14 protein-coding genes are annotated in these 13,615 nt (G+C 67.4%); 10 read left to right on the top strand and 4 right to left on the bottom strand.

Going from position 1 to position 13,615, the window contains the following annotated elements:
- Nucleotides 1–79 precede the first annotated feature (79 nt).
- The 8 genes from ACM0PK_RS06115 (at nucleotide 80) to ACM0PK_RS06150 (ending at nucleotide 7,945) form a co-directional block, all read left to right on the top strand.
- Entirely contained in the window at nucleotides 80–1,006 is a 927-nt protein-coding gene (locus ACM0PK_RS06115; RefSeq protein WP_061478205.1) for a phosphoribosylaminoimidazolesuccinocarboxamide synthase, read from the top strand.
- Nucleotides 1,007–1,205: 199 nt separating this feature from the next.
- Complete coding sequence (locus ACM0PK_RS06120) at nucleotides 1,206–1,691, top strand: Mpo1 family 2-hydroxy fatty acid dioxygenase (protein WP_053497697.1); 486 nt, start codon at nucleotides 1,206–1,208, stop codon at nucleotides 1,689–1,691.
- Nucleotides 1,692–2,022: 331 nt separating this feature from the next.
- Complete coding sequence (locus ACM0PK_RS06125) at nucleotides 2,023–4,851, top strand: monovalent cation/H+ antiporter subunit A (RefSeq protein ID WP_180883809.1); 2,829 nt, start codon at nucleotides 2,023–2,025, stop codon at nucleotides 4,849–4,851.
- Nucleotides 4,851–5,243 carry a Na+/H+ antiporter subunit C gene (locus tag ACM0PK_RS06130; RefSeq protein WP_049438879.1) on the top strand — a complete coding sequence of 131 codons (393 nt, stop codon included), beginning with the start codon at nucleotides 4,851–4,853 and terminating at the stop codon, nucleotides 5,241–5,243. Before ACM0PK_RS06125 ends, ACM0PK_RS06130 begins: the two co-directional genes overlap by 1 nt.
- Nucleotides 5,240–6,775 carry a monovalent cation/H+ antiporter subunit D gene (locus ACM0PK_RS06135; RefSeq protein WP_134971110.1) on the top strand — a complete coding sequence of 512 codons (1,536 nt, stop codon included), beginning with the start codon at nucleotides 5,240–5,242 and terminating at the stop codon, nucleotides 6,773–6,775. The genes ACM0PK_RS06130 and ACM0PK_RS06135 overlap by 4 nt, the downstream gene beginning before the upstream one ends.
- Nucleotides 6,772–7,278 carry a Na+/H+ antiporter subunit E gene (locus ACM0PK_RS06140; RefSeq protein ID WP_111202306.1) on the top strand — a complete coding sequence of 169 codons (507 nt, stop codon included), beginning with the start codon at nucleotides 6,772–6,774 and terminating at the stop codon, nucleotides 7,276–7,278. The genes ACM0PK_RS06135 and ACM0PK_RS06140 overlap by 4 nt, the downstream gene beginning before the upstream one ends.
- On the top strand, nucleotides 7,275–7,559 hold the full coding sequence (locus tag ACM0PK_RS06145) for a K+/H+ antiporter subunit F (protein ID WP_005411334.1): 285 nt from the start codon (nucleotides 7,275–7,277) through the stop codon (nucleotides 7,557–7,559). The genes ACM0PK_RS06140 and ACM0PK_RS06145 overlap by 4 nt, the downstream gene beginning before the upstream one ends.
- Nucleotides 7,556–7,945 carry a Na+/H+ antiporter subunit G gene (locus ACM0PK_RS06150; protein ID WP_005419868.1) on the top strand — a complete coding sequence of 130 codons (390 nt, stop codon included), beginning with the start codon at nucleotides 7,556–7,558 and terminating at the stop codon, nucleotides 7,943–7,945. Before ACM0PK_RS06145 ends, ACM0PK_RS06150 begins: the two co-directional genes overlap by 4 nt.
- A 47-nt stretch (nucleotides 7,946–7,992) precedes the next feature.
- Here the strand turns inward: ACM0PK_RS06150 and ACM0PK_RS06155 are convergent, their stop codons facing one another.
- Together ACM0PK_RS06155 and ACM0PK_RS06160 are read right to left on the bottom strand one after the other, a co-directional pair.
- Complete coding sequence (locus tag ACM0PK_RS06155; protein ID WP_180883805.1) at nucleotides 7,993–8,958, bottom strand: sodium:calcium antiporter; 966 nt, start codon at nucleotides 8,956–8,958, stop codon at nucleotides 7,993–7,995.
- Nucleotides 8,959–9,030: 72 nt separating this feature from the next.
- Complete coding sequence (locus ACM0PK_RS06160) at nucleotides 9,031–9,687, bottom strand: hypothetical protein (RefSeq protein ID WP_053497705.1); 657 nt, start codon at nucleotides 9,685–9,687, stop codon at nucleotides 9,031–9,033.
- Between the two features lie 125 nt (nucleotides 9,688–9,812).
- Here ACM0PK_RS06160 and ACM0PK_RS06165 point away from each other — a divergent pair, with 125 nt between their 5' ends.
- Entirely contained in the window at nucleotides 9,813–10,352 is a 540-nt protein-coding gene (locus ACM0PK_RS06165) for a hypothetical protein (RefSeq protein ID WP_180883803.1), read from the top strand.
- Between the two features lie 84 nt (nucleotides 10,353–10,436).
- Here the strand turns inward: ACM0PK_RS06165 and hmgA are convergent, their stop codons facing one another.
- Together hmgA and hppD are read right to left on the bottom strand one after the other, a co-directional pair.
- Nucleotides 10,437–11,735 carry a homogentisate 1,2-dioxygenase gene (gene hmgA, locus ACM0PK_RS06170; protein WP_032957134.1) on the bottom strand — a complete coding sequence of 433 codons (1,299 nt, stop codon included), beginning with the start codon at nucleotides 11,733–11,735 and terminating at the stop codon, nucleotides 10,437–10,439.
- Nucleotides 11,736–11,838: 103 nt separating this feature from the next.
- Nucleotides 11,839–12,951: a 4-hydroxyphenylpyruvate dioxygenase gene (gene hppD / locus ACM0PK_RS06175; protein WP_180883801.1), complete on the bottom strand. Its 1,113-nt coding sequence runs from the start codon at nucleotides 12,949–12,951 to the stop codon at nucleotides 11,839–11,841.
- A 129-nt stretch (nucleotides 12,952–13,080) separates the two neighbouring features.
- On the opposite strand from hppD, the gene ACM0PK_RS06180 reads away from it, so the two are divergent.
- Nucleotides 13,081–13,575: a MarR family winged helix-turn-helix transcriptional regulator gene (locus ACM0PK_RS06180; protein ID WP_072168901.1), complete on the top strand. Its 495-nt coding sequence runs from the start codon at nucleotides 13,081–13,083 to the stop codon at nucleotides 13,573–13,575.
- The last annotated feature ends 40 nt before the right edge of the window (nucleotides 13,576–13,615 follow it).

Below are 13,615 nucleotides of genomic sequence, written 5' to 3' on the forward strand. Positions count from 1 at the left end.
ACACTAGGCCGCCCGCTGGTCAGCGGGCCCGCCGGGTCCGTTGGGCAGCAGCCGTATCGACAACGCCCCAGGAGTGCCCGTGCCAACCACGCTGTTGCAATCCGATCTCCCCGGCCTGCCCTTGCGCCATCGCGGCAAGGTGCGTGATGTGTTCGATATCCCGCGCGAGCGGCTGCCAGCCGGAACCCCGCCGGGCGACTACCTGCTGATGGTCGCCACCGATCGCCTGTCGGCGTTCGACGTGGTCCTGCCCGACCCGATCCCGGGCAAGGGCGAGATGCTCTGCCAGGTCTCCAACTTCTGGTTCGCCAAGACCGCGCACCTGATGCCCAACCACCTGACCGGCATCGACGTGGCCAGCGTGCTGCCCGAAGGCGTGGACCCGGCGCTGTACGCCAAGCGCGCGGTGGTCACCCGCAAGCTGAAGCCGGTGCCGGTGGAAGCGATCGCCCGCGGCTACCTGATCGGCAGCGGCTGGAAGGATTACCAGCGCACCGGCAAGGTCAGCGGCATCGACCTGCCCGACGGCCTGCGCCAGGCCGAACAGCTGCCCGAGCCGATCTTCACACCCTCGACCAAGGCCGCGGTCGGCGACCATGACGAGAACATCGATTTCGACGCGATGGTGAAGCAGGTCGGTGCGGAACTGGCCGAGCGGGTGCGCGACGCCACCCTGCGCATCTACAAGTTCGCCGCCGATTACGCCCGCGAGCGCGGCATCCTCCTGGCCGACACCAAGTTCGAGTTCGGTACCGACGCCGATGGCCGGCTGTACATCATGGACGAGATGCTGACGCCGGATTCCTCGCGTTACTGGCCGGCCGACGAGTACGAAGTGGGCACCAGCCCGCCGAGCTACGACAAGCAGTTCGTGCGCGATTACCTGGAGACGCTGGACTGGGGCAAGACCGCCCCGGGTCCGAACATCCCGGCCGACATCATCGAGCGCACCCGCGCCAAGTACGCCGAGGCGCTGCAGCGCCTGGCCGGGATCAGCGTCGACTGATCCGCCTGCGCCCCTGGCCGGAAAGGCTGGGGGCGCGTTCGGTAGTGCCGGCCGCTGGCCGGCGCTTCGGTGAACCTGCAGCGAGGCATGGCCTGGTCCTGGTAGTGCCGGCCGCTGGCCGGCGACGTCGCGAACTCGGCTATGCTCTGGTTTGCCGGCCAGCGGCCGGCACTACCGTTGTCCGAGGAAGCGACGCAGCATGCAGACATCCACCGAGCTTGCGCGGCCGATCGACCGCTATTTCGCCAGCTACTCCGACGACCACCGCAACGTGATCAACCAGCGCATCCACGTGGTGGCGGTGCCGGCGATCCTGTGGTCGGTGGTGGCCCTGCTGTGGTGCCTGCCGCCGCTGATCACCTGGTTCCAGTACGGCATCTGGTCGGCGTTCGCGATGTTCAGCGCCTGGTGCTTCTACAACAAGCTGTCGCGCCCCTTGGGCATCGGCATGCTCGTCCAGTTCTTCGTATTCGGCTGCCTGTGCCGCCTGCTGGAGGCCGAGATCGGCCTGCATGCGCTGCGCTGGCTGGCGGTGGGCGTGTTCGTGGTGGCCTGGATCGCGCAGTTCATCGGCCACACGTTCGAGGGTCGCAAGCCCAGCTTCCTGACCGACCTGACCTACCTGCTGATCGGCCCGGCCTGGGTGATGGCCAAGTTCTATCGCAAGCTCGACTGGCGCTACTGATCGCCGGCGGCCGACAGCGGCCGTCGTTTCCTGAACGGGCGAATTCCATCACCCACACTCCACGGCGGCCCTGCCAGCCTGCGCCGGTGACCCGCTCCCCGCCTCCCGTCCGTTGACGGCAGCCCCTGTGCGACAGGGCCTGCGGTCTCCCTGCGTGGGCGTAGGGTGTCCCCCGAAGGCAACCGGGAGGGACCGCAGGAACGTGAGGTTGCGCCGCAGAAAAAATGAATCAGCGAACGTTACATGCAATTGATCGCTGTTTGATGGGTTTCGGCGACATTTCGCAGCCTGTTATTCTCCCTGACCTGCTCGTGAATCATGGATTCCCTGCATGCTCTCCAGCCTGCCCCTGCTGCTGGCCCTGCCGTTCCTGATGGCAGCGGCTGTTGCGGCCTTCCCCCGTAGTTCGCGCTCGACTGCTGCCTGGCTGGCGGCACTGGCGCCGTTGGGCGGGCTGGCCATCCTCGGCTGGCTGACCCCGGCGGTGCTCGATGGCCAGGTGGTCCGCACCCTGGTCCCCTGGCTTCCACAGATCGGCCTGGACTTCACCCTGCGCCTGGACGGGCTGGCCTGGATGTTCGCCGGGCTGGTGCTGGGCATCGGCGCCCTGGTGGTGCTGTATGCGCGCTACTACCTCAGCCAGCAGGACAACGCGCACCGCTTCTACTGCTACCTGCTGCTGTTCATGGGCGCGATGCTGGGGATGGTGCTGTCGGGCAACCTGCTGTTGCTGATGATCTTCTGGGAAATGACCAGCATCAGCTCGTTCCTGCTGATCGGCTTCTGGTCGCACCGCCAGGACGCACGCGAAGGCGCGCGCATGGCGCTGGTGATCACCGGCGGCGGCGGCCTGGCCCTGCTCGGTGGCGTGCTGTTGATCGGCCGTATCGTCGGCAGCTTCGACCTGGATGTGGTGCTGGCCGCCGGCGAGCAGATCCGCGCCAGCACGCTGTATCCGTACGCCCTGTTCCTGGTGCTGGCCGGCATCTTCACCAAGAGCGCGCAGTTCCCGTTCCACTTCTGGCTGCCGCACGCGATGGCGGCGCCGACCCCGGTCTCGGCCTACCTGCACTCGGCCACCATGGTGAAGGCCGGCGTGTTCCTGCTGGCGCGGCTGCATCCGGCGCTGGCCGGCAGCGACCTGTTCTTCTACACGGTCAGCGGCATCGGCGCGATCACCCTGTTGATCGGGGCCTGGAACGCGATCTTCCAGCACGACCTGAAGGGCCTGCTGGCGTACTCGACCATTTCCCACCTGGGCCTGATCACCCTGCTGTTCGGCCTGTCCACGCCGATGGCGGTGGTCGCCGGCGTGTTCCACATCCTCAACCACGCCACCTTCAAGGCCTCGCTGTTCATGGCCGCCGGCATCATCGACCACGAAACCGGCACCCGCGACATGCGCAAGCTGGGGGGGCTGCGCAGGCTGATGCCGTTCACCAGCGCGCTGGCGATCATCGCCTCGCTGGCGATGGCCGGGATCCCGCTGCTCAACGGCTTCCTGTCCAAGGAAATGCTGTTCGCCGAAGCGATTACGGCCGGCGGCCCGGGCATCATGCGCACGGCGGTGTCGATCGCTGCGTTGCTGGCAGGCGTGTTCGGCGTGGCGTACAGCCTGCGCTTCGTGCACGACACCTTCTTCGGCGCTGGCCCGCACGACCTGGACCGCGTGCCCCACGAGCCGCCGCGCTGGATGAAGGTGCCGGTGGAGCTGCTGGTGGTGATCTGTGTGGCGGTGGGCGTGGCACCCGCACTGACCGTCGCGCCGGTGCTGCACGCCGCTGCGGCCTCGATCCTCGGCACCGCCATGCCCGAATACAGCCTGGCGGTGTGGCACGGCTTCAACCTGCCGCTAGCGATGAGCGCGATCGGCGTGGTCGGTGGCGTGGCGCTGTACTTCGGCCTGCGCAGGCTGATCAACCTGCATGCCGTGACCAATGTCAGCACGGGCCGCAATGTGTTCCACGCCCAGCTGGACGCCGTGTCCGCGCTGGCCATGCGCCTGACCAGCGGCATCGCCAATGGCAGCCTGCAGCGCATGCTGCTGGGCCTGGTGCTGGTGGCGATCGTGGTTGCCGCTGCGCCGTTCGTGGCCAACCCAGCCTCGCCGAACTGGACCGCGCCGCAGCCGATTCCGCTGCTGGGCTGGGCCCTGTGGCTGGTGATGATGGCCTGCGCGGTCGCCACCCTGCGCATCTACAAGCAGCGCCTGCTGGCGGTGCTGCTGGTCGGCGGCGTCGGCCTGATGGTAGCGCTGACCTTCGTGTTCCTGTCCGCGCCCGACCTGGCCCTCACCCAGCTGCTGGTGGAGATGGTGACGCTGGTGCTGATGCTGCTGGGCATGAACTACCTGCCTGCGCAGTCCGGCCCGGAGCGGCCGCGCTGGCGCAAGCGCCGCGACGCGGTGATCGCGATCATCGCCGGTGCCGGGCTTGGCGCGCTGGCCTATTCGGCGATGACCCTGCCGCCGAACACCATGGCCGGCGAGCTGCTCGCCCGCGCGTTGCCCGAGGCCTACGGCCAGAACGTGGTCAACGTGATCCTGGTCGACTTCCGCGGCTTCGATACCTTCGGCGAGATCACCGTGTTCGGCATCGCCGCGCTGGTGGTGCATGCGCTGCTGCGGCGTACGCGGATGGCGCCGGAGCAGATCATGCCCGGCCCGCCGATCAAGCTGCCGGTGCCGGCCGATCTGGCGCAGATCATGTTCCCGCTGACCCTGACCGTGTCGATCTTCCTGTTCCTGCGCGGGCACAACGCACCGGGTGGCGGCTTCATCGCCGGCCTGGTATTGGCAGTGCCGCTGCTGATCCAGTACGTGATCCAGGGCACTGCATCGGTGGAGTCTCGCTTCGGCTTCGACTACATCCGCTGCATCGGCATGGGCCTGCTGATCGCCCTGCTCAGCGGCAGCGCGTCGATGCTGTTCGGCGTGCCGTTCCTGACCAGCGGCCATCTCGACCTGCACCTGCCGCTGATCGGCGACGTACCGCTGGCCAGCGCGATCGGTTTTGACATCGGCGTCTATCTGGTGGTGTTCGGCGGCGCCATGCTGATGCTGTCGATGATGGGCACGATCAAGCCGTCGCGTACCCGCACTGCCCGCAAGGGTGAGATCGACCTGCAACGCCGCTCGGCACGCACCGGGGAGATGCACTGATGGAACTGGCCCTGGCTACCGCGATCGGCGTGCTGACCGCCATCGGCATCTACCTGCTGCTGCGTGCGCGCAGCTTCGATGTGATCCTCGGCATGACCTTCCTGTCCTACGCCACCAACCTGCTGATCTTCGCCGGCGGCCGCGTGGTGCTGGGCAAGGCGCCGGTGCTGCAGGAAGGCGTGGACAGCCACCTGGGCAACTACACCGACCCGCTGCCACAGGCACTGGTGCTGACCGCGATCGTGATCGCCTTTGCGATGACCGCGGTGAGCATTGTGCTGGCCATGCGCAGCCGCAGCGACAACCACAGCGACCACGTGGATGCCCACGAGCCGGATGACGACCTGCAGGATGGAAGTGTGCCGCCGCACCAGGGCGAGGACCGCGCATGAACCATCTGGTGATCCTGCCGATCCTGATTCCGCTGCTGGGTGCGGCGCTGTCGCTGTTCGTCGAACACCGCCGCTATGGCCCCAGGGTGCAGCGGGCGGTGGCCTGGACCGCGCTGTCGGCGCTGGCGCTGGCGGTCGGGCTGCTGTTTGCCACCACGGCCAGCGGTGACATCAACGTCTATCTGCTGGGTGACTGGCCGTCGCGGCTGGGCATCGCGCTGGTAGCCGACCGGCTGTCGGCGTGGATGCTGCTGACCACCCTGCTGCTGGCCATTCCCTGCCTGCTGCACGCCTGCTCGGGCTGGGACCGCCGCGCGCCGCACTTCCATGCGCTGTTCCAGTTCCAGCTGGTCGGTCTCAACGGTGCGTTCCTGACCGGCGACATCTTCAACCTGTTCGTGTTCTTCGAAGTGATGCTGATCGCCTCCTACGGCCTGCTGCTCAGTGGTGGCCGCGGCCTGCGCATGCGCATCGGCCTGCACTACGTGGTGTTCAACGTCACCGCCTCGACCCTGTTCCTGGTCGCGCTGGGCCTGCTGTATGCCTCGCTGGGCTCATTGAACATGGCCGAGCTGTCGCAGCGCATCGCCGAGGTACCGCCGGCACAGCTGACCCTGGTGAAGGCGACCATGGGCCTGTTGCTGTTGGTGTTCTGCGCCAAGGCCGCGCTGATGCCGCTGTACCTGTGGCTGCCGGAAGCCTATTCGCGCGCACCGGCGGCGGTGGCGGCGCTGTTCGCGATCATGACCAAGGTCGGCCTGTACTCGGTGCTGCGCATCCAGATGCTGTGGTTCGGCGACGATGCCGGCGCGATGGCCGGCTATGGCCGCGACTGGCTGCTGTGGGCCGGCGTCGCAACGCTGGTGCTGGGCGGCCTCGGCGCACTGGCCGCCACCCGCCTGCGCGTGCTGATCTCCTACCTGGTGATCGTGTCGGCGGCCACGCTGTTCATCGCCTTCTCGGTGGGCACGCCCCAGGTGCTCTCGGCTGGCCTGTACTACCTGCCGCACAGCAGCTTCGTCGCTGCCGCGCTGTTCCTGGTTGCCGATCTGATCCGCCGCCGTCGCGGTAGCGCCAGCGACCGCAAGGAAGTGGTCGCGCCGATGCCGGGCAAGGAGACGCCCGCCGTGTTGTTCCTGATCGGCGCGGTGTCGGTGGCCGGCCTGCCGCCGCTGTCCGGCTTCCTGGCCAAGGCTGCGCTGCTGGCCGGCATGCCGGCGCAGTACACCGGCCCGGTCTGGACCGCCGTTCTGGTCAGCAGCCTGCTGGTGATCATGGGCCTGACCCGGGGAGGCATCCGCCTGTTCTGGCGCGTGCCGCCGGTCGATCCGGAAGCGCCGGTACCGCGCAAGGCGCGGCTGCGCCGGGTCGAGCTGTACGCGGCCTGCATCCTGCTGGCCTACGGCATCGGCATGACCCTGGCCGCAGCACCGCTGATGCGCTACACCGACGCCACCGCCGCGCAGCTGCTGCACCCCAGCGAGTACGTGCAGCAGCTGCGTGCGACTGCACCGGAGATCCGCCAGCCATGACCGCCCAGCGCTCCCTGTTCCGTCGCCTGATTCCGTCGCCGATGCTGAGCATCATGGTGGTGGCGTTCTGGCTGCTGATGTCCGACAGCTTCACCCTTGGCCAGATCGTGCTGGGCCTGCTGCTGGGCGTGGTGGTGCCGCTGTTCGCCGCACGCCTGGACCGCGAGTTCGCCCGCATCGGTACCCTGCGCCCGTTGCCGAAACTGCTGTGCGTGACCCTGTGGGACATCCTGATGTCCAACATCCGTGTCGCCCTGCAGGTACTGGGGCCGGAGAAGAACATCCGCCCCGGTTTCATCTGGCTGCCGCTGGACATCGCCAACATCCATGGCATCGCTGCGCTGACCAGCATGATCACGCTGACCCCGGGCACGGTCTCGGCCGCGCTCAGCGACGACCGCAAGTACCTGCTGGTGCACGTGCTGCACCTGGAGGACCCGCAGGACCTGATCGATACGATCAAGCGCCGTTACGAGGCGCCGTTGATGGAGATCTTCCCATGACCGGTTTTGAAGTCATCCAGACCACCCTGGTGGTGTGCATGCACGTGGTCGGCCTGGCGATGCTGCTGGCCACCTGGCGGCTGTTGCGCGGGCCGACCGTGCCCGACCGCATCCTCGCGCTGGACACGCTGTCGGTGACCGCGATCGCTGAGCTGATGCTGTTCGGCATGTACCTCAACTCACCGATCTACTTCGAGGCGGCGCTGATCATCGCCATGCTCGGCTTCGGCAGCACCGTGGTGCTGAGCAAGTTCGTGCTGCGCCGGGACATCGTCGAATGATCACCGCGATCCAGATCGTCCTGTCGATCCTGCTGCTGTTCGGCTGCTTCTTCATCCTGGTCGGCGCACTGGGCCTGGTGAAGCTGTCCACCTTCTTCAAGCGCCTGCACGCACCGACCAAGGCCAGCACACTGGGCGTGGGGTGCGTGCTGGTGTGCTCGGTGTGCTACCACATCTTCCTCGGCCAGGACCCGCAGCCACGCGAGCTGTTGATCACCGTGTTCCTGTTCATCACCGCACCGATCAGCGCGCACATGATGGCCAAGGCCGCGTTGTCGCTGCTGATGGAAACCCGCCCCAGCCTGCCGGGCAACGAGCCGGCCGCCGAGGAGCAGCTGCCGCCGCCGGAACCGGTGCGGGAAGAAGAAACCACGCAGAACCGGTAGTGCCGACCGCTGGTCGGCACGAACAGCAGCCGAGCATGGGCTCGGCTCTACAGCGCCGGTGCGCCGACCAGCAGCAGCTCCAGCACGAACCAGCCTACGAACGCGACCAGCAGGATCCCGCCTTCGCCACGACTGATCTTCAGGTCGCCGCGCAGCATCGGGTACAGCACCAGCGCAAACGCCAACAGCGCCGGCAGTTCCAGGCGCACGAACGAGGCCGGCAAGGCCAACGGCTGCAACACCGCCATCGCACCGATCACCAGCAGCAGGTTGACCACGCTGGAACCCAGTACGTGGCCGAGCACCATGTCACCATGCCCGCGACGCGAGGCGGCAATGGCGGTGGCCACCTCGGGCAGTGCGGTGCCGATCGCCACCGGCAACAGGCCGACCAGCAACGGCGTCCAGCCCAGTGCGACACCGAAGTCGGCCGCAGCACCCACCACCAGGCGCGCGCCCCAGTACAGGGTCAGTGCGGCGATCAGCACGCGCAGCACGTTCAACGGCAGGCTGGTGCGGCTCAGCGCGGATTCGGCGATGGCTGCCTGCACCTCGGCGCTCTCGACGCAGCTGCGGCGCAGCAGCAGCACCTGCATGACGATGAAGCCCGCCACCAGCACGCCGCCTTCCCAGCGCACCAGGCGACCATCCAGGCCGAACAGGATCAGCAACACGCCGGCCGCCAGCAGCGACCACCACAGCACCGCCTGCAGGCGCGCGCGCAGCAGCAGGGGGGCGGCGACGGCGGCCACCGCCAGGGTCAAGCCCAGATTGACGATGCTGCTGCCCACGGCATTGCCCAGTGCCAGCTCCGGTTGGCCGACCGCCAGCGCACGTGCGTTGACCGCCAGTTCCGGCAACGAGGTGGTCACGCCGAGCAGCAGCAGCCCGGCAGTGAACGGGCTGGCCCCGAAGCGCTGGGCCAGGCCAGAGACGGCCTTGACGATGGAGTCCCCGCCCAGTGCCAGCAGCAGCAGGCCGAGCAGGAACCAGGCAATGGCAATGGCGATCATCGAGCACTCCCCAGCAGTGGTGGCGCGATTCTACGCTTGGCCCGAGCGCATGGCTGGGCGGTGGATCAAGGATCAGCCACAGCCTTCCGCATAGTCGACCTGCGGGGTCTGCCCGACCCGCCAGGCCCCCACCCGGCCATCGGCACCGAGCGCGAAGTCGATCACTGCCCCGCCCTCCTGCGCCGGCCGCACGCGCAGGTGCTGGGCCTTCTCGTCGTACTTGTCGGGACCGACGTCAGCGCGCTCGGGATACAGCACCTGCAGCTCGCCCAGGGTCATGCCGACCTTGCCGCCGCCCGGTGCAGTGATGGCGGCGCTGCGCACGTCGTAGCGCACCAGCTTGCGGCCTTCGATCATCAGCCGCGGGTCCTCGGCATCCTGCGGGCGCAGGAAGTAGCAGCCGTCGTTGCCGTCGTCGGCGGGCAGCGGCTTGCCGGCGGCATCGGTGCCCAGCCCCTGCAGTGGCGTGCCAAAACCACTGCGGACTTCGGCGATGCCGGTGCCCAGCTTCGCACCCGCGAAGCCGTCCAGGCGGGCGGGACTGTCCTTGCGGAGGTCGTTCGCCGGGCGGGCCGCCAGATCAGGATCCGTCGACTGGGCCGGACCGGTCGCCGAGGCGGTTTCCGCCGGGGTGTCGCTGCCGCTGCCGGCGGCGCCCTGCTTGTCGGGGCCGCCACTGCAGGCGGCGAGCGAAAGGAGCAATAGACCAGCAATCGGGAGGTGCTTCATCGGTGCGGTTCCCTGGCACGAAGGTAGCTGCACGCTAGCGCAGCGCGCGTGCAGATGCTGCATTGTCATCGCGGTTTCATCGCCCTCGTTCAGGCTCGGCGTGCACCGACCTGGCTGTCCCTTCCATGCAACCGCGCAAGACCGAACTCGCCCGAACCGCGCTGCAGGCCCATCGCGCGCCGCTGGACATGCGCCAGCGCCGGTTGCTGATCCTGTGCGACGGCCAACGCAGCATCACCGACCTTACCGGCCTGCTCGGCCAGGATGCGCCCGCGATGGTCATCCAGCTGGTGCAGGCCGGCTACCTGAGCACCGGTACCGGTACCGGTGCCGCAGCCCCGCCACCGCCGCCGGCAGCCACGGTAGCGCCGCAGCCCGCAACACCTGCCGCAGCCGCGGCCACAGCGGTCGAACGCCGCCGCTCGCTGGTGGCTGCGCGCATCTATGTGCTGGGCATCCTGGAAATGCAGCGCCACCCGCAGGCGGCGGCGCTGTTCCGCGACCTGCAGCAGGCACGCGCCGAAAGTGAAGTACTGCAGGTGCTGCACTCGGCGATGCGGATGCTGCCCGGGCTGACTTCGGAAGGCTATTGCCAGCGTGTACGCCAACGCCTGCTGGAAGCGCTGCCGTTGGAGCACTGCGACGCGTTCGCCGAGGTGGCCTGAAGAAAAAGGGGACGGAGGGGATTAAGTCGCAATCAGCACACGTGTGCATGAAACGACTTAATCCCCTCCGTCCCCTTTTTCGGGTCAGCGGTAGTTGTTGCGCAGGCCGTTCCAGCACTGCTGGTAGTCGCCCTGACGGTGGCCGGCGGCCAGGGCCTGTGCGGTCGGGCGGATCACCGCGCGGGTCTCGAACATGAAGGCCATCGTGTCCTTGATCACGTCCGCCTTGGACAGATCGGCATTGGACGCCTTGTCGAAGGTCGGTGCGTCCGGGCCGTGGCCGCTCATGCAGTTGTGCAGCGATGCGCCGCCCGGCACGAAGCCTTCGGCCTTGGCGTCGTACGCGCCATGCACCAGGCCCATGAACTCGCTGGCGATGTTGCGGTGGAACCACGGCGGGCGGAACGTGTTCTGCGCCACCAGCCAGCGCGGCGGGAAGATCGCAAAATCCATGTTGCTGGTTCCCGGCGTGTCGCTGGGCGAATGCAGCACCAGGAAGATCGACGGATCCGGGTGGTCGTAGCTGATCGAGCCAATGGTGTTGAAGCGGCGCAGGTCGTAGCGGTACGGCGCGTAGTTGCCGTGCCAGGCCACCACGTCCAGCGGCGAATGGTCGATCGGCGCACGCCACAGGCGGCCCTCGAATTTGGCGATCAGCTCGAAATCGCCATCGACATCCTCGAACGCCGCGTGCGGGGTTTCGAAGTCGCGCGGATTGGCCAGGCCGTTGGAACCGATCGGGCCAAGGTCGGGCAGCTTCAGCAGCGCACCGTAGTTCTCGCAGATGTAGCCGCGGCTCGGGCCATCGGGCAGTTCAACGCGGAACCGCACGCCGCGCGGGATCACCGCGATCTGCTGCGGCTCGATCTCGATCACGCCCAGCTCGGTCAGCAGGCGCAGCGCGCCCAGCTGCGGCACGATCAGCAGCTCACCGTCGGCATCGTAGAAGTAGCGGCCGACCATGTCGCGGTTGGCAGCGTAGAGGTGAATGCCCACGCCAGCATGCGCGTCGGGCGAACCGTTGCCCCCCATCGTGTACAGGCCTTCGACGAAGTCGGTCGGCAGCTCCGGCAGCGGCAGCGGACTCCAGCGCAGCTGGTTCGGCGAGGCCGGCTGTGCGCCGAAATCACATTGCAGCTGCGACTGCGCGAACGGGGTGAACTCGCCATGGGTCACCGCCGGACGGATCCGGTACAGCCAGCTGCGGCGATTGCTGCCGCGCGGCGCGGTGAACGCGGTGCCGGTCAACTGTTCGGCGTACAGGCCGTGGGCCACCTTCTGCGGCGAGTTCTGCCCGACCGGCAGCGCGCCGGCGACGGCCTCGGTGGCGAATTCGTTGCCGAAGCCGGACTGGTAGCCGCGGGCGGTGATGGCGGGGGACATGGGGGCTCCTGAAAAACGGCAAGACCGGAACGGAAAGCAGCCGAGCATGGCTCGGCTCTACAGGCAAGCAGGCGCCGGGCGTGACCCGGCGCTGCCCAGGACCTTACAGCACGCCGCGGCGGATCTGGTCGCGCTCGATGCTCTCGAACAGCGCGGTGAAGTTGCCTTCGCCGAAGCCCTCGTTGCCCTTGCGCTGGATGATCTCGAAGAAGATCGGGCCGATGCAGTTCTGGGTGAAGATCTGCAGCAGCTTGCGCTGGTGGGTTTCCGGATCGGCATCGATCAGGATCTTGTTCCTGGCCAGGCGCGGCACGTCTTCACCGTGGTTCGGCACGCGCTGGTCGATCACGTCGAAGTAGGTCTCCGGCGTGTCGAGGAAGTCCACGCCCTGCGCGCGCATCGCTTCGACCGTGTCGTAGATGTTCTCGGTGAAGCAGGCGATGTGCTGGATGCCCTCGCCCTTGTACGCGTCCAGGTACTCGTTGATCTGGCTCTTCGGGTCGGACGATTCGTTCAGTGGGATGCGCACGATGCCGTCCGGCGCGGTCATCGCCTTGGACACCAGGCCGGTCTTCAGGCCCTTGATGTCGAAGTAGCGGATCTCGCGGAAGTTGAACAGGCGCTCGTAGTAGTCCGACCACTGCTGCATGTTGCCGAAGTACAGGTTGTGGGTCAGGTGGTCGATGAAGGTCAGGCCGAAGCCCACCGGGTGCAGGTCGGCACCGGCGATCGGCTCGTAGTCGCCGTCGTAGATGCTGCCGGCCGCGCCGTAGCGATCGACCAGGTACAGCATGCAGTCGCCGATCCCCTTGATGACCGGGGCGCTGACCGCCTTGCTGTCCGGCTTGAAGGCGATGGCTTCGGCGCCGTTGCCCAGCGCGGTCTGGTAGACCTCCTGGCCCGGCTTCTTGAAGCGGATGGCGAAGCCGCAGGCGCACGGACCGTGCTTTTCGGCGAAGTCCGAAGCGAACGAATCGGGGTCTTCATTGACCAGGAAGTTGACGTCGCCCTGGCGATAGACGGTAATCGGACGCTGCTTGTGCTTGAGCACCGCGCTGAAGCCCATCTTCCGGAAGTACTCGTGCAGCTCCTGGCCACGGCCGGCCGGGGCGGCGAATTCGACGAACTCGAAGCCGTCGATGCCCATCGGGTTCTCGAAGGTGGTGACCTGCATGCCGGGGTTGGGATGCGAGGCGGTCGGGACTGCGGTATTCATGGCGTGGCTCCGAATCGGTACCGCATCGGTACAAACCAGGTGCGGGCAGGTAGGGACCCGGCGAGAATGCAGGGTCTGGACCCACCCCTTATAGTTACACTTGAAACCACCAGCAAGGTGCACCGCAACATGAGCCCCGCCGATCCTGCCTCGACCCGCCTGCGTGCCTCGCACGTCCTGCTCGACCTGGAACAGTTCCTGCCGTACCGGCTGAGCGTGCTGTCCAACCGGGTCAGCGGCAACATCGCCAAGCTATACGGCGATCGTTACGGTCTGGCGATCCCCGAGTGGCGGGTGATCACCATCCTGGCGCTGTACCCGGGCTCCTCGGCCAGCGAGGTCTCCGACCGCACGGCGATGGACAAGGTGGCGGTCAGCCGCGCCGTGGCCCGCCTGCTGGAGCGCGGCTTCATCAAGCGCGAGACGCATGGCGACGACCGCCGCCGCTCGGTACTGGCGCTGTCGGCCGCCGGTTTCGAGGTGTACGAGACCATCGCGCCGATGGTGATCGAGATCACCCGCAAGCTGATGTCAGTGCTGAGCGACGAGGAAGAACAACTGCTGGAAAAGCTGATCCTGCGCCTGGCCGGCGAAGGTCTGGAGCGGATGGGCGAAGGGGTCTGAACGAAAAAGGGGACGGAGGGGATTAAGTCGTAATGAGCAC

The sequence above is a fragment of the Stenotrophomonas sp. FR010 genome (assembly GCF_047520755.2).
GTDB lineage: Bacteria > Pseudomonadota > Gammaproteobacteria > Xanthomonadales > Xanthomonadaceae > Stenotrophomonas > Stenotrophomonas sepilia.

Excerpts from the sequence above, each read along its gene's own strand:
- ACM0PK_RS06140 (WP_111202306.1), top strand. The coding sequence starts at position 6,772 with ATGACCGCCCAGCGCTCCCTGTTCCGTCGCCTGATTCCGTCGCCGATG.
- hppD (WP_180883801.1), bottom strand. The coding sequence starts at position 12,951 with ATGAATACCGCAGTCCCGACCGCCTCGCATCCCAACCCCGGCATGCAG.
- hmgA (WP_032957134.1), bottom strand. The coding sequence starts at position 11,735 with ATGTCCCCCGCCATCACCGCCCGCGGCTACCAGTCCGGCTTCGGCAAC.
- ACM0PK_RS06145 (WP_005411334.1), top strand. The coding sequence starts at position 7,275 with ATGACCGGTTTTGAAGTCATCCAGACCACCCTGGTGGTGTGCATGCAC.
- ACM0PK_RS06165 (WP_180883803.1), top strand. The coding sequence starts at position 9,813 with ATGCAACCGCGCAAGACCGAACTCGCCCGAACCGCGCTGCAGGCCCAT.
- ACM0PK_RS06150 (WP_005419868.1), top strand. The coding sequence starts at position 7,556 with ATGATCACCGCGATCCAGATCGTCCTGTCGATCCTGCTGCTGTTCGGC.
- ACM0PK_RS06120 (WP_053497697.1), top strand. The coding sequence starts at position 1,206 with ATGCAGACATCCACCGAGCTTGCGCGGCCGATCGACCGCTATTTCGCC.
- ACM0PK_RS06130 (WP_049438879.1), top strand. The coding sequence starts at position 4,851 with ATGGAACTGGCCCTGGCTACCGCGATCGGCGTGCTGACCGCCATCGGC.
- ACM0PK_RS06160 (WP_053497705.1), bottom strand. The coding sequence starts at position 9,687 with ATGAAGCACCTCCCGATTGCTGGTCTATTGCTCCTTTCGCTCGCCGCC.
- ACM0PK_RS06155 (WP_180883805.1), bottom strand. The coding sequence starts at position 8,958 with ATGATCGCCATTGCCATTGCCTGGTTCCTGCTCGGCCTGCTGCTGCTG.
- ACM0PK_RS06180 (WP_072168901.1), top strand. The coding sequence starts at position 13,081 with ATGAGCCCCGCCGATCCTGCCTCGACCCGCCTGCGTGCCTCGCACGTC.
- ACM0PK_RS06135 (WP_134971110.1), top strand. The coding sequence starts at position 5,240 with ATGAACCATCTGGTGATCCTGCCGATCCTGATTCCGCTGCTGGGTGCG.
- ACM0PK_RS06125 (WP_180883809.1), top strand. The coding sequence starts at position 2,023 with ATGCTCTCCAGCCTGCCCCTGCTGCTGGCCCTGCCGTTCCTGATGGCA.